Source organism: Kribbella speibonae (assembly GCF_004331375.1).
Taxonomy (GTDB): domain Bacteria; phylum Actinomycetota; class Actinomycetes; order Propionibacteriales; family Kribbellaceae; genus Kribbella; species Kribbella sindirgiensis.
This window is the reverse complement of sequence record NZ_SJKC01000008.1, coordinates 403,473-417,271: the sequence shown is the minus strand read 5'-3', so window position 1 is coordinate 417,271 and position 13,799 is coordinate 403,473. Positions and strand designations below refer to the sequence as shown.

The following is a 13,799-nucleotide window of genomic DNA, read 5'->3' as shown; positions in this document are numbered from 1 at the left end:
GCAATACGCTACATCGATGGTGGCGTCGCAGGCGCGGATGCGACAACTGTCGCGTGCCCGAACTCCTCCGCGATCCCGTCGTCCGTGCGCTCGCCTCCGCCGTTTCTGCGCTGTCCCTGTCCCGTGGCATGTTCTTCGCGGTCAGCGCCCTCTACTTCACCCGCGGCGTGGGACTGTCCCCAGCTGCGGTCGGAATCGGCCTCACCATCGCCGGTGCAGTCGGCGTCCTGGCGTCGTACGCCGGTGGTCGGCTGAGTGACCGGGTTGGCGCCGACCGTCTTCAACAGTGGGCCCTCGCGGCGAACGGCCTTGCACTGCTGGGATATGCCCTGGCTCGTGACGTGGTCTCCTTCGTCGTGGTCGCGGCCTGCGTCTCGGCCTCCCGCGGTCTGCAGAGCACTGCCCAGATGACGCTGCTCGCCCGATGGTTCGTCGGGCCGGAACGAGTTGCTGTCCGCGCCCGCTTGCGCGTGGTGATGAACGTCGGGATCGGCATCGGCACGCTGCTCGCGGGCTTGGCGCTGGTGGTGGACACGGCGACGGCGTACCGCCTGACCGTCGTGCTCGTCGGCGTCATCACAATCCTCGGCACGATCCCGCTGGTCGGTCTGCGCCGCAGAGTTGCCGGTCTGGCGGAGCGGATGGATGCCTCGGCGAGCATCGAGGCGCCACGGGGACCTTCGCCGCTGAAGGACCGCACGTACGTCGCGTCCACGGTTCTGAACGCCCTGCTGGCGATCCACTTCGCGCTGACGTCGGTCGGCATCCCGCTGTGGGTGGCGGATCACACCGAGGCGCCGACCGTCGTCGTCTCGGCGCTCCTCGTGGTCAACACGGCGTACGTCGCGCTCTTCCAGGTCCGCGCGTCCCGCGGTACCCAGGACCTGCGCACTGCCGGGCGATCGGTACGCCGTGCGGGCCTGCTGCTGCTCGTGGCTTGTTTGCTCTTCGCCCTCGCCGGTCATCTCGGTGCTGCCGCGGCGACCGCCGTCCTGCTGCTCGGCGCGCTCGCCTCTTCGGCAGGTGAGACGCGCGGCGAAGCGGGCAGCTGGGGTATGGCGTTCGAGCTCGCCGATCCCGCACGCGCCGGGGCCTACCAAGGCCTCAGCCAGACCGGGCTCGCACTTGCGCTGATGCTCGGTCCCGCAGTCGTCACGACAACCGCCATCAACCTCGGCACGCTGGGCTGGATCGCACTCGGAGCCCTCTTCGCAATCACTGGCACAGCAACCGCGATCGTCGCGTACCGCGCTGCAGCAAGCAGAAACGAGACCGTCGAAGTCGTCGTCCCTCAGGAGGCGGCGTAGGCGATGTTGCGCTGCATCCCGCCGAAGACGATGCCGTGGAACGGTTTGATCGCCCACCAGTACAGCTGGCCGGGCAGACCGTGCGGGTGGAAGAGGGCACGTTGCCGGAACACCGTGTTGCCGGCCGCGTCCTGATCGACGATCAGCTCGAGCCAGGCGAGGCCCGGCAGCCGCATCTCGGCCTGCAACCGCAGCAGCTTGAGGTCCTCGATCTCCTCGACTCGCCACCAGTCGAGCGGATCGCCGACGGACAGGTCGCGCGGATTCCGCCTGCCACGGCGTAGACCCGGCCCGCCGAACAGCCGGTCCAGCAGGCCGCGGGCCCACCACCCGAGTCGCCAGGAGTACCAGCCGTTCCCACCGCCGATGCCCTCGATCACTTTCCACAGCTGCTCGGGAGTCGCGCGTACGACGCTCTCGCGTTCGTCGACGTACAAGGAGCCGCCGGACCAGTCGGGGTCGCTCGGTAGCGGATCGCTGGGTGCGCCGGGGGTCGAAGCGGAGGCCCAGCTGGTCGTGACGTCGAACTCGCGCACCCGTTTCAGTGCGAGTTCGACAGCCCGGTCGAAGCCGATCAGGCCGGGCTCGGGATCGGGCACGTACTTCGCGATGTCGTGCTCCTTGCAGATCACTTCGTGGACCAGGCTGTCCACCAGCGGTCTGGCGATGCTGCTCGGTACCGGGGTGACCAGGCCGACCCAGTGACTCGACAACGACGGCGTGAGCAGCGGCAGCGTGACGATCCGGCGCCGGTTGAGCCGGGCGACCTTCGCGTAGCGCTGCATCATGCCGCGGTACGTCAGGATGTCGGGTCCGCCGATGTCGAAGCCGCGGCTGACCTCGGCCGGCAGGTCGGCGCTCCCGACCAGGTAGTGCAGCACGTCGCGGACAGCGATCGGCTGGATCCGCGTACCCAGCCAGCGCGGGGTGACCATCACCGGGAGCCGATCGGTGAGGTGGCGCAGCATCTCGAACGACGCCGAGCCCGATCCGAGGATCACGGCCGCCCGCAGCACGGCGACGGGTACGCCGGACGCGAGCAGGATCTCGCCCACCTCGCGGCGGGAGTCCAGGTGCGGCGACAGTTCCTCGCCGACGGGGTACAGGCCGCCGAGATAGACGATGCGCCGTACGCCGGCCTCGCGGGCCGCGGTGCCGAAGGTCAGTGCGTTGTGCCGGTCGCGGGACTCGAAACGGTGCCCGGTGCCGAGTGAGTGAATCAAGTAGTACGCGACGTCGACGCCGTCCATCGCCGTCCGCAGTTGGTCGGCGTCACCCGCGTCCGCCTCGGCGATCTCGACGTCGCCGTACCAGGGCCGGTCCCGTAGCCGCCGCGGGTTCCGGGCCATCGCACGCACACGAAAACCGGCCGCGAGCAACTCCGGCACCAACCGGCCGCCGATGTATCCGCTGACACCGGTGACCAGCGCAAGACGCTGCTCCATGACACCTCCAGCTCGAGACCTCGCAGTACCCGTTGGAGGCGCCACTTATGCCACTGAGTTCAGCAAGTCGGCTGGTACGTCGGGACGTTCGAGGGCGATGAAGTGGCCGGCGTTCGGGACCTGGGTGAACTCGGCCTTGGGCAGCAACTGGCGGTTGGCTTCGCGGTCTGACGGCCGGGACCAGTCCTTGTCGCCGTAGATGAGATGGACCGGTGCGCTGACCTCGGCGTACCGGGTGCGCGCCGCGATGAGGCTGGACAGATTGCGATAGACGCCGCGGGCAACGATCGGGTAGCCGGGATGGCGGCCGATGCTGAGGAGTTCGTCCAGGTAGTCGTCGCGGAGTGCGGTCGGGTCGCCGAGGCCTCCGGTCAGGATGGCGCGCATGACCGGCTTGGGTTCCAGCCCGGCGAGCAGCGGACCTACCCCGGGTGCGATGACGCCGGTGACGATCAGTCGTGCCAGCAGGCTGGACCTGGCGATGCCGCCGGGATAGTCGTAGGCGTTGACGGCCACGACGCGCCGTACCCGGTCCGGGAGGTCGGCGGCGGCGGTGAGGGCGAGCGTGGCGCCCATCGACTCACCGAGCAGTGTCGCGTCGTGCAGGTCGAGCTGGGTGAGCAATCGTTTGACGGCGGCGCGCATCGCGGGTTCGTCGTACGACGCGCCGGGCACGATCTGCGAATAGCCCATGCCGGGCAGGTCGAGCGCGTACACGGTGTAGCGCTGCTGGACCAGCGGGATCAGGTGGCGGAAGTGCTCGGCCTGAGTGCGCACGGTGTGCAGCAGGACCAGCGGTGCGCCGTCGCCGCCGGTGAGGTACCGCAGCCGGCCTTCCCGCTGGCCGCCCGGGTCGAGGAAACGGCTACTCGTTCCGGGGGTCGTCATCTCGTCGAGCGGCATCCTGGGCTCCGGCCATCGTGTGTGTTGTGAATTCCTACCGACTGGTCCCGACGATAGATCAGTGAGTTGGAAAGCACAACTCACTCGTCGTAGGGTGAGGGCATGACAGATTCCGGCGTCAGACTGGCGGATGCGCCGCTGGGGGTTCGGCCCTGCTCGTTGGCGGCGGCGTTGGACGTGCTCGGTGAGCGATGGTCGCTGCTGGCGCTGCGCGAGATCGGGTACGGCGTGCACCGGTTTGCCCGGATCGCCGGGTACACCGGCGCGTCCCGCGACATCCTCGCGGACCGGCTGCGCAAGCTCGAGGCCGCCGGGATCATCGAACGCCGCCAGTACTGCGAGCATCCGCCGCGGTACGAGTACCACTTCACCGAGGCCGGCCGGGAGCTGTTCCCGGCCATGCTCGCCCTGTCCCAGTGGGGCGACAAGTGGGCAGTGGACACGCCGTTCCTGACCCGTCGGCACTCCTGCGGCGAACCGGTCCAGGTCGACCATCTCTGCCACCACTGCGGCCAGCCGGTCACCCACGACACCGTCCACGCCGAGCCCGCCCGCGCCTGACACTGCGCGTGGGAGACTCGGTGGGTGGCGGCGTGGCGGGATGTCGAGCGGATCGCCGGCGGGCTCTCCGGGGCGCGCGCCGGGCGTGCGCATGAAGGGTCGCCGACGGTTGACGTCGGGCGGCATCCGTTCGCGCGGTTGCGCTGGGACGACGAGGGCCGGGAGATCTTGCAGTACTGGAGTCTCGATCTCGCTTCCGCAGACGCACTCGCCGACCGACGCGACGTGTTCTTCGCGGTGTACACGTTCAAGGTCAAGGTCTCGATCTGGGCCTGGCTCGACCGTCTGGACGAGGACGAACTGACGGAGATCCTGACCGATTCCTGGCTGGCGAGGCGCGGCATCCGGTCCTGATGCCGGACCCATCTGCTGGTGCGGGTGCTCCGAATGCCCACGGGCGCTTGATGTGCCTGACAGCAGAGGGAGGAACAGTCATGAGTGACGCAACACGCCGGGGCTTCCTGGTGGTGGCGGGGGCGGGTACGGCGGCCGCGGTCGGGGCGGTCGCGGTGCCGAAGGTGTTCGGGGACCGGTCGACGGAGGCCTCGAGCCAGCCGCTGACGGCGGCGGACCTGGGGAACGCGGAGTCGTACGTCGTCCACGTGAAGGACGTCCGCAAGGGCCGGATGGCGATCCTGGTCGGCAATCGCGAGGTGCTGGTGACGGACCGCGAGCTCGCCGCGCGGATCGCCGGCGCGACCACCCCCTGATCACCGCCCACTCTCAGTGAAGGAAACCTGTCATGTCTTCGCACCGTGAGGCGCCCGAGATCTCGAAGGACCCGGTCGCCGACAACACCGATGTCTACGCTTTCGTCAGTCCTGACAAGCCGGACACCGTCACCCTGATCGCCAACTTCATCCCGTTCCAGAACCCGTTCGGCGGCCCGAACTTCTACGAGTTCGGTGACGACGTGCTCTACCAGATCCACATCTCCAACAGCGGGACGGGTAAGGCCGACATCTCGTACCAGTTCCGGTTCCGTGCCGAGATCCGCAACAAGAAGACCTTCCTGTACAACACCGGTCCGATCACGTCGATCAAGGACCCGGCGTGGAACCGGCCGCAGTACTACTCGGTTACCCGGGTCGAGCGCGGCCGGTCGCGCGTGCTGGCGCGCAATCTGGCCGCACCGCCGGTCAATGTCGGAGTCCGCAGTACGCCGGACTACGCGAAACTCGCCCGTCAGGGGATTCACACCATCGGCACGAACCGCAAGGTGTTCGCCGGCCAGCGCGCGGACGGGTTCTTCGCCGATCTCGGCAGCATCTTCGACCTCGGGACGCTGCGCCCGTTCCAGATGGCGCACCTGATCCCGTCCGCCGCGGCGATGGGCGTCAACGGGTTGCAGGGCTCCAACGTGCACACGATCGCGCTGCAGGTCCCGATCCGGGATCTCACGCGCGACGGCACGCGGCCGACCGACGTGCTGGACCCGAAGTCGGTGATCGGTGTCTACGCTTCGGCGAGCCGCCAGTCGTCCAAGATCCTCGACGACCAGCTCGGGATCCCGGTCTGGCACGGCCCGCACAAGCAGGTGTCGCGGCTCGGCAACCCCTTGTTCAACGAGGTCATCGTGCCGATGGCCGATAAGGACCGCTGGAACGTGCTGCCTCCGCACCTGGACAAGCAGTTCGCCCAGTACGTCACGAAGCCCGAGCTGGGCGGGTTGCTGCCCGTGCTGTACCCGGGCGTGTTTCCCAAACTCGCGGCGTACAAGAAACCGCGGGCCGATCTGGCGGCGATCCTGCTGACCGGGATTCCGAAGGGCGTGGTTCCCGGGTTCCAGAACTACACCGGGCCGGTGCAGGCGGATCTGTTGCGGCTCAACGTCGCCGTACCGCCGTCGGATTCGCCCAGCCCGCTGGGGCTGGTGGCCGGCGATGCGGCTGGGTTCCCGAACGGTCGCCGGGTGTTCGACGATGTGGTGACGGTCGAGTTGCGGGCCGTCGCGGGGTTGACGATTCCGCTGGTGGATCCGTCGTTCACGCCCGATGATGCGGCGGGGGCGATCAAGGACGGTACGTCGAACACGAACGCCGACTACCTGAGCTGGTTTCCGTACCTGGGTAATCCGGCCGGCGGGTACCAGTCCAAGCCGGGAAGGCCGGCCGCGTGATGTCCGGCGTGGAGAACCCGCATGCGGGCAAGGGGTCGTCGGTCCTGCTGGACATCGGCGGGGACGTCGGGGCGCTCGTCGTCGAGATGCCCGCCGCCCTCGAAGGCGAGGAGATCGAGCTCCGCGGACTGCACCACCATGTCGGGCATGGGCACGGTCACGGGCATGGGCACGGTCATGACGGGTTGCTGCATGTGGCCGTGGTTCCGCGGGCGGCGCCGGATGGTCGGGTCATTCCTTCGGCCGTGTTCTTCGAACTGCCGGAGGGCAGCTACGAGTTGTACGTCCGGCCGTCGGGGCCGGTGCAGTTGACTGTCGACGTCACGGGTGGGGCGGTCACCTACGCCAACTGGTCAGGTCCAGAGAGCTAGGAGGACCTTGCCCGAGAGGTTGGAGTCGGCGGCTGTGCTGAAGGCTTCGACGGCTTGGTCCGCCGGGTACTCGTGGGTGACGACTTGCTCGAGGGCGGGGTTCGTGACGAGGAGTTGAATGGCCTGGTCGATCTCGTTGTTGAAGCGCAACGTCCCACGGAGTTGAAGCTCGCGGGAGACCAGGGGAGCGAGGTTCACGCCGCGCGGCTCGTCGGCGGGGATGCCGACGAGTACGACGGTGCCCGCCCGACGGGTCGCGGTGAGCGCGGCGCTGATCGCGGCCGGTACGGCGGTGCACTCGAGGACAACGTCGAAGTACCCCGCCGGGATCTCGTCCACGCCGACCTGGACCGTACCGTGCACTCCCAGGTCCCGGGCCCGCTGCAGCGGGCCCGGGAGCACGTCCGTCGTCACCACCTCGACCGCACCCGCGGACAGGGCCGCCGACGCCGTGAGCAGCCCGATCGCGCCCGAGCCCGAGACGAGCACCCGCTTGTCCTTCACCCCGTCGGCAATCGCGATGGCATGCAGAGCGACCGCGAGCGGTTCGGCCAGGGCGGCCCGGCGAAGCGGCAGCGACGCGGGCAGCGGCCGCACCATGTGATTGCTGACGACAACGAATTCGCTCAGGCCGCCCTGGGTGTGCGGCCAGGTCGAGGCGCTTCCGAAATAGGCGCCGTTCGGCCACAGGTGCGGGCGGTCCTCGATCCCCGGCTCCGGCGTCCCGAAGGTGGCCGGGTGGATCGTGACCGGCGTTCCGGGTGCGAGTTCGCCGGACGGATCGAGGTCGACGGTGCCCGACAGTTCGTGACCGGGCACCAGCGGTTCGCGGACGACGTACGCGCCGTTCGCGCCCTCGTGGTAATAGTGCAGGTCGGATCCGCAGATCCCGCCGTACGCCATCCGGAGGCGGACCTGGCCGGCCTGTGGCTCCGGGGTCGGCAGCTCGGTCTCGACGAGGTCGAGCTTGCTCCGGATGACGATCGCCTTCATGGTTCTCCTTCAGGCCGTGGCGGTGGCGGGCGAGGGTGCGTCCTGCAGCACCGGTGTGCGGTCGGTGGCGTTCTCCGGGGCGAGCAGGTCGCGGTCCCGGGTCTCGGGCGCGAAGAGTGCGGCGCCGAAGGTGATCGCCATCGCGACGGTCATGTAGATCGCGACCGGCACCCAGGAGCCGAAGGCCTCCATCAGCGCGACCGCGATCAGCGGCGCGAAGCCGCCACCGAGGACGGCGGCGAACTCGCGGCCGAGGGTGACGCCGGCGTACCGGTAGCGGCTGCCGAAGAGCTCCGGGAAGTAGCTCATCGTCACCGCCACGCCGCCCTGGCAGGCGAACACGAAACCGACGATCATGGCCAGGTAGATGACCGTGAGATTTCCGGTGCTCAGGGCAACGAATGTCGGGAACGGCAGGAGCAGCAGCAGTCCGGCGATACCGAGGAACACCGAGCGCCGCCCGAACAGGTCGGACAGGTACCCGAGCACGACCGCGCCGAGTCCGCCGAAGATCGCTCCCACCAGCAGGATCTCCGGCACGGTCTGCGCGTCGATCTTCACGGTTCCCTTGAGATAGGAGGCCATGAACACCTGGTACGTGTACGACTGCACGCTCAGCCCGACGGTCATCAAGGTGACCAGGGCGACGGCCTTCTTGCCGTTCCGGAACACCTCGCGGACCGGCGCCGCAGCCGCAGTGCGCTCAGCCTTGATCTCCGCGAACACCGGCGTCTCCTTGAGCTTGCGCCGCAGGATGTACGCCGCGACCGTGACGAACGCACTGCTCAGGAACACGAGTCGCCAACCCCACGACATCAACTGGTCGTCCGGGAGCAGCTGCACCAGCGCCCACGCCCCAGCGCCGAGCGCCGTACCCGCGGCCGCACCGGTCATGATCAACGCGGCCAGTCGTCCGCGCTTCCCGCGGACCGCCGTCTCGGTCAGCAAGGTCGCGCCGCCGGACTGCTCGGCGCCGGCGCCGAAGCCCTGCAGGAACCGGCTCAGCACGAGCAGGATCGGCGCCCAGACGCCCACGGACTCGTACGTCGGCAGCACGCCGATCGCCATCGTCGCGACGCCCATCAGGGTCAACGTGGCCACCAGGATCCACTTGCGCCCGAGGCGATCGCCGTACCGCGAGAAGAAGAACCCGCCGAGCGGACGGGCGCAGAAGCCGACCGCGTAGGCGCTGAAACTGGCCAGCAGTCCCGCGGTAGGCGAGATGTTCGGGAAGAACAGATGGCTGAAGACCAGCGCCGACGCGGTCCCGTAGATGACGAAGTCGTACTGCTCCAGAGCGGTGCCGATCAGACCCGCGAGCGCGGCCCGGCGGACCTCCTGCCGGGACGGTTCGGGAGACGAGGGGTTCGGTTCCATGGCGGATTCCTTCGGGTCTCAGGCCGCGGGCGAGGCGTGCGGCCGGGACGTGCGGGAGCGCGCGGCCTCACGGGCCGCGGCGCGGACGCCGTCACGGGTGATGACGGCGACGTAGTCGCTGACGCGCCGGGCAAAGTCATTGCTCTCGGCAAGTTCGGTGGCGAACACCTGGCCGATCGCCGACCGGACCAGGTCCTCGGTACTGCGGGAGTGCGCCGCGAGCGTCCCGAGCCGCTCGCGGGCCGGGTCGACCATGGCTCGCGCGTGACGACCGGGGTCGAAGCCGGGCAGGGGTACGACGCAGCACAGCCAGGCCGCGCAGGTCAGCGCGAGATGCTCGGGCATCATGCCTTGTCCCAGCAACTGGAGGGCCGGTGCGGGGACCCGCTGGGGGAGTTTGACCGATCCGTCCGTCCCGACCTGCTGGGTGCGGTGGCCGAGCGCGTCGTTGGACCAGCGGTCGAAGAGCGAGGCGACGTACGCCTTGACGTCGAAGTCCCGGGGCAGGGTGACGGTCGGCAGGTACTCGTCCTCGAGCACCGAGCGGGCCGCGGACTCGATGAAGTCGACCGCACGCGCTTCGGGAATCGTTGCGCGACCGTCGAGCGCACCGAGGTACGCGATCAGCGAGTGGGTGCCGTTCAGCAGCCGGAGTTTCAGCAGCTCGTAGGCCTCGACCTCGTCGGAGAACACCGCGCCGCCGCGTTCCCAGGCCGGTCGCCCGGCAGCGAACCGGTCCTCCATCACCCACATCGTGAACGGTTCGGCCGGCACCGGGCTGAGGTCGTGCACGCCCAGCAGTTCGTACGCCGCCGCGCGGTCGGCGTCCGTCGTCGCCGGGACGATCCGGTCGACCATCGAGTTCGGGAAGGCGACGTTCTCGGCGACCCAGGTCTCCGCCTTGCTCCCCTGCAGGAACTCGAGCACCAGACGACGGGTCTGTGTCCCGTTCGACTGCATGTTGTCGCAGTTCAGGACGGTGATCGGGGCGCCGTGCGTCGCGGCCCGGCGTTCCAGGGCGCGCGCGATCTGCCCGATGACAGTGCGCGGCGCCACGCCGGAGAGGTCCGCCACGATGCCGGGATGATCCAGGGCGAGCCGGTGCGTGCTCGGGTCCATGCAGTAGCCGTGCTCGGTCACCGTCGTCGAGACGATCCGGGTGTCCTCGGCGGCGATGGCGTCGACCACCGCGACGGGGTTGCCAGCGGCCACGATCGCACCGGTGTGGACACCCGGGACGCTGATCGACGAACCTTCGGGTGACCGTTCGAGCACCGAGTAGAGACCGTCCTGGCGGTTCATCGCGTCCGCGACCGCCGCCGAGCGGCTGGCGACACCGAGGATGCCCCAGCTGTCGCGGGCCTGTGCGGTGTAGACGGCCTGATGGGCCCGATGGAAGTTGCCGAGGCCCAGATGCACGATGCCCGTGCTCACAGGCCGGTCGGTCAACAGATGCTTGCGGACCGAGGCGCGGTTCAAGGCGCTCACCAGTCGGTCACAGAGCCGTCGAGGCGGCGCGCCACGGGCAGGTACGCGGGTTCGTACGGGAACTTCGCAGCCAATGTCTCGTCGACCTCGACGCCGAGGCCGGGTGCTTCGCCCGGATGCAGGTAGCCGTCGCGGAACGACCACGCGTGCGGGAACACCTCGTGCGCCAAGGCGTCGTACCCCATGTACTCCTGGATGCCGAAGTTGTGCGTCGACAGTCCGAGGTGGACGCTCGCGCCGAACGAGACCGGCGAGACGTCGGACGGCCCGTGCGGCGCCGCCCTCACCTGGTACACGGCCGCGAGAGCGAAGATCGAGCGCAGGTGGCTGATCCCGCCGGCGTGCGCGACCGCGACCCGGATGTAGTCGATCAGCTGCCCGGTGATCAAGTCCTTGCAGTCGTAGATCGAGTTGAAGACCTCGCCGATCGCGAGCGGAGTGGTGGTGTGCTGCCGGACCAGGCGCAGCGCCTCCTGGTTCTCCGCGGGAGTGACGTCCTCGAGCCAGAACAGGTCCGCGGGTTCGAGCGCCTTGCCGAGTCGCGCGGCCTGCTGCGGTGTGAGGCGGTGATGTGCGTCGTGCAGCAAGGCCAACTCCGGACCGACGTGCTCCCGCACCTTGGCCAGCACGCCGGGCACATGGCGTAAATAGGCGTCGGTGTCCCACGCCTCGACCACCGGCGCAGCACCCCGCTTCGCCGGCTCATAGCCGGAGGCTTCGCGATGAACGCCGTACACGGTCTCCAGCCCGGGTACGCCGGACTGCGCGCGGACCGCCCGGAATCCGTCCTGCCGCCGCGCGTCGACCTCGTCGAGCAGCGCCGGGAGCTCCCACGCGGAGGCGTGCGTGTAGGCGAGGACCTTGTCGCGGACCGCGCCGCCGAGCAGCTGGTACACCGGCATACCGGCGGCCTTGCCCTTGATGTCCCACAGTGCGAGGTCGACGGCGCTGATCGCGGCCATGGTGATCGGCCCGCGGCGCCAGTACGCCCCGCGATAGAGGTACTGCCAGGTGTCCTCGATCCGTGCCGGGTCGAGTCCGGTGAGCAACGGTACGACGTGGTCGCGCAGGTAGCTCGCGACGGCGAGTTCACGGCCGTTGACGGTCGCGTCGCCGTACCCGACGAGGCCGTCGGCGGTCTGCAGTTTGAGGGTGACGTAGTTGCGGCCGGGGCTGGTGACGATGACCTCGGCGGCGATGATGCGATCGCTCATATCAGTGACCTTCAGGTGAGGTTGCGCAGTTCGTTGCCCTCGGCAAGGGCCGTGAGGTTGGCGGCGATGTCGTGGATGCGGCCGCGGAACGTCTGGCGGGTGATTCCGGACAGGTGCGGTGTGAGCAGGACGTTGTCCAGGTCCCCGAACGGCGCCTTGGACGGTTGCGCGTGGTCGCCGCCGGTCGGGTACGAGTACCAGACGTCGAGGGCGGCGCCGCGGATCGTGCGGTCGCGCAGGGCGTCGTACAGCGCCTGCTCCTGGACGAGCGGGCCGCGGGCGACGTTCACGAGTACGCCGTCTGCGCCGAGTGTGCTCAGCTCCGCGGCGCCGATGATGCCGCGGGTGGTCTCGGTCAGCGGCGCGGAGACGACGAGGACGTTCGACTCTTCGAGCAGGCGGGGGAGTTGGGACGTGTCACCGGCCCAGCTCAGGCCGTCGGCCCTTCCGCTGGCGGTCACGGCTTGGGCTTGGGCGCCGAAGGCTTGCAGCACTCGCCAGGTGGCTCGGCCGATGTGACCGAAGCCGAGGAAGCCGACCCGCGCGCTCGCCAGCGTCTCGGGCTGGGGGAGTGCGGCGTCGTACACGGGTGAGCGCCAGCGGTTCCGGCGGAGCGCGGCGTCGGCTTGGGGAAGCTCGCGACGCAGCGCGATCAGGGCCCAGACGATGTACTCGGCGATCGAGTCCTCGTGGTGATAGGTGTTCGCGACTGGTACGCCGGTGGCCTCGACGCGGTCGGTACCGGCTCCGGCCACCTGCACGAGCCGGAGGTTCGGCGCGGCGTCCGCCATCTCCTGGGTGAACGCCGGACCCACCAGGACGTCAGCGGTCTTCAACGCGCCGAGGAGGTCGTCGGGAAGCCAGACCAGCTCAGCTTGAGGCGCCAGCGCCTCGAGTTCCGCGCGCAGAGGCAGCAGGTTCGGGTCGGTGACGACGACTCTCATGCGTCGCCCCGTTCGCGGCGCGCGGGAGTCCAGCCGGCCACCGGGCCGGTGCTCTGGCGGACGACCAACTGAGTCGGCAGGGTGACGGCGCGCGGCTCGGCCGGGGTCTGCCCGGGCTCGGCGGTCAGCTGCTGGTGGAGCATGTCGATGCTCATGACTCCGGCCCGCGACATTGGGACCTGGATGCTGGTCAGCGTCGGCCGGCCGACCTCCGCGAGCGGGGTGTCGTCGATGCCGATGACGCTCAGCTCGCCGGGCACCTCGACACCGAGCGCGGCCGCCCCGGCGATGATGCCCAGGGCCATCAGGTCGTTGTGGGCGATCACTGCGGTGGCGCCCGAGGCGACGACGCTGGCCGCCGCGGCCTGCCCGCCGGCCACCGTCTCCGCCTGCCAGCCGAGCACTTCCAGCTCGATGTCGGCCTGGTCGGCCAGCTGCCGGATCGCTTCCACCCGGGTCTGGTTGGACCAGGACAGCGGCGAGCCCTGGGCGTAGGCGACATGCTCGTGACCGAGAACGCGCAGGTACTCCAGCGCCTGCCTGAGCCCGTCGGCGGCATCCGGTACGACGCTGCTCGTCTCGTCACTCGTCCGGTTCACCAGGACGAGCGGGGTGTCGCCGCACAGCTCGACGATGTCGTGGGCGGGCAGCCGCGGCGAGCAGACGACGAACCCGTCGACCCGCTCGTGCAGTTCGCCGATGATCTCCCGCTCGCGGTCCGGGCTGCCGTCGGTGTCGGTCAGGACGACCGTCTGGCGGCGGTTCCAGCCGTGCGCCTGGGCGGCCTTCACGAAGCTCGCCCAGACCGGGTTGCCGATGTCCGGGACGATCATCGCGACCGTCGCCGAGCGGGTCGGCAGCCCCGACCGGGACCGGCGGCCGGCCGAGGCGACGTACCCGATCTCCTCCGCGGCGCCGATGATCCGGCGCAGGGTGTCGCGGCCGATCCGGTCCGGGTCGCTGAAGGCCCGGGACGCGGTCGACAACGACACACCAGCGCGCTGTGCGACGTCGGTCAGAGTGGGATTCACGGCGAGCTCCCGAGGTTGCGGCAAGGTTTCGCCAAGATTGCGGCAA

Annotated in this window: 14 protein-coding genes; 6 read left to right on the top strand and 8 right to left on the bottom strand. The window is 69.4% G+C overall.

The features are described from left to right. Positions 1 to 53: 53 nt before the first annotated feature. Complete coding sequence (locus E0H92_RS40825; protein ID WP_131500068.1) at positions 54 to 1,307, top strand: MFS transporter; 1,254 nt, start codon at positions 54 to 56, stop codon at positions 1,305 to 1,307. Here E0H92_RS40825 and E0H92_RS40820 read toward each other — a convergent pair. Together E0H92_RS40820 and E0H92_RS40815 are read right to left on the bottom strand one after the other, a co-directional pair. Then, the gene (locus E0H92_RS40820) at positions 1,292 to 2,752 is read right to left on the bottom strand and encodes an SDR family oxidoreductase (protein ID WP_131500067.1); all 1,461 of its coding nucleotides are present in this window, start codon (positions 2,750 to 2,752) and stop codon (positions 1,292 to 1,294) included. The genes E0H92_RS40825 and E0H92_RS40820 overlap by 16 nt on opposite strands. 45 nt (positions 2,753 to 2,797) lie before the next feature. Next, complete coding sequence (locus E0H92_RS40815) at positions 2,798 to 3,655, bottom strand: alpha/beta fold hydrolase (protein WP_131500066.1); 858 nt, start codon at positions 3,653 to 3,655, stop codon at positions 2,798 to 2,800. Between the two features lie 102 nt (positions 3,656 to 3,757). On the opposite strand from E0H92_RS40815, the gene E0H92_RS40810 reads away from it, so the two are divergent. The 5 genes from E0H92_RS40810 to E0H92_RS40790 all read left to right on the top strand — a co-directional run bounded on the left by E0H92_RS40810 (position 3,758) and on the right by E0H92_RS40790 (position 6,706). Beyond that, positions 3,758 to 4,216 (top strand): winged helix-turn-helix transcriptional regulator, encoded by a 459-nt coding sequence (locus tag E0H92_RS40810; protein ID WP_131500065.1) that lies wholly within the window; start codon positions 3,758 to 3,760, stop codon positions 4,214 to 4,216. Positions 4,217 to 4,240: 24 nt separating this feature from the next. Continuing rightward, the gene (locus tag E0H92_RS40805) at positions 4,241 to 4,570 is read left to right on the top strand and encodes a hypothetical protein (protein WP_131463065.1); all 330 of its coding nucleotides are present in this window, start codon (positions 4,241 to 4,243) and stop codon (positions 4,568 to 4,570) included. Between the two features lie 80 nt (positions 4,571 to 4,650). After that, the gene (locus tag E0H92_RS40800) at positions 4,651 to 4,926 is read left to right on the top strand and encodes a twin-arginine translocation signal domain-containing protein (RefSeq protein ID WP_131500064.1); all 276 of its coding nucleotides are present in this window, start codon (positions 4,651 to 4,653) and stop codon (positions 4,924 to 4,926) included. Positions 4,927 to 4,958: 32 nt separating this feature from the next. After that, complete coding sequence (locus E0H92_RS40795; RefSeq protein ID WP_131500063.1) at positions 4,959 to 6,335, top strand: DUF4331 domain-containing protein; 1,377 nt, start codon at positions 4,959 to 4,961, stop codon at positions 6,333 to 6,335. Beyond that, positions 6,335 to 6,706: a hypothetical protein gene (locus E0H92_RS40790; protein WP_131500062.1), complete on the top strand. Its 372-nt coding sequence runs from the start codon at positions 6,335 to 6,337 to the stop codon at positions 6,704 to 6,706. Before E0H92_RS40795 ends, E0H92_RS40790 begins: the two co-directional genes overlap by 1 nt. Here the strand turns inward: E0H92_RS40790 and E0H92_RS40785 are convergent. Genes E0H92_RS40785 through E0H92_RS40760 form a run of 6 tightly spaced genes read right to left on the bottom strand, consistent with a single transcriptional unit; the run spans position 6,689 to position 13,753 of the window. Beyond that, entirely contained in the window at positions 6,689 to 7,699 is a 1,011-nt protein-coding gene (locus E0H92_RS40785) for an L-idonate 5-dehydrogenase (protein WP_131500061.1), read from the bottom strand. The genes E0H92_RS40790 and E0H92_RS40785 overlap by 18 nt on opposite strands. A gap of 9 nt (positions 7,700 to 7,708) precedes the next feature. Next, a complete protein-coding gene (locus tag E0H92_RS40780; protein WP_131500060.1) occupies positions 7,709 to 9,076 on the bottom strand; it encodes an MFS transporter in 1,368 nt (455 codons plus the stop codon). Positions 9,077 to 9,094: 18 nt separating this feature from the next. Then, positions 9,095 to 10,564 carry a mannitol dehydrogenase family protein gene (locus E0H92_RS40775; RefSeq protein WP_202874083.1) on the bottom strand — a complete coding sequence of 490 codons (1,470 nt, stop codon included), beginning with the start codon at positions 10,562 to 10,564 and terminating at the stop codon, positions 9,095 to 9,097. After that, positions 10,561 to 11,778: a D-mannonate dehydratase ManD gene (gene manD / locus E0H92_RS40770; RefSeq protein ID WP_131463071.1), complete on the bottom strand. Its 1,218-nt coding sequence runs from the start codon at positions 11,776 to 11,778 to the stop codon at positions 10,561 to 10,563. The genes E0H92_RS40775 and manD overlap by 4 nt, the downstream gene beginning before the upstream one ends. Before the next feature lie 11 nt (positions 11,779 to 11,789). Continuing rightward, on the bottom strand, positions 11,790 to 12,722 hold the full coding sequence (locus E0H92_RS40765; protein ID WP_131500059.1) for a 2-hydroxyacid dehydrogenase: 933 nt from the start codon (positions 12,720 to 12,722) through the stop codon (positions 11,790 to 11,792). Next, entirely contained in the window at positions 12,719 to 13,753 is a 1,035-nt protein-coding gene (locus E0H92_RS40760; protein ID WP_131296835.1) for a LacI family DNA-binding transcriptional regulator, read from the bottom strand. The genes E0H92_RS40765 and E0H92_RS40760 overlap by 4 nt, the downstream gene beginning before the upstream one ends. Between the last annotated feature and the right edge of the window lie 46 nt (positions 13,754 to 13,799).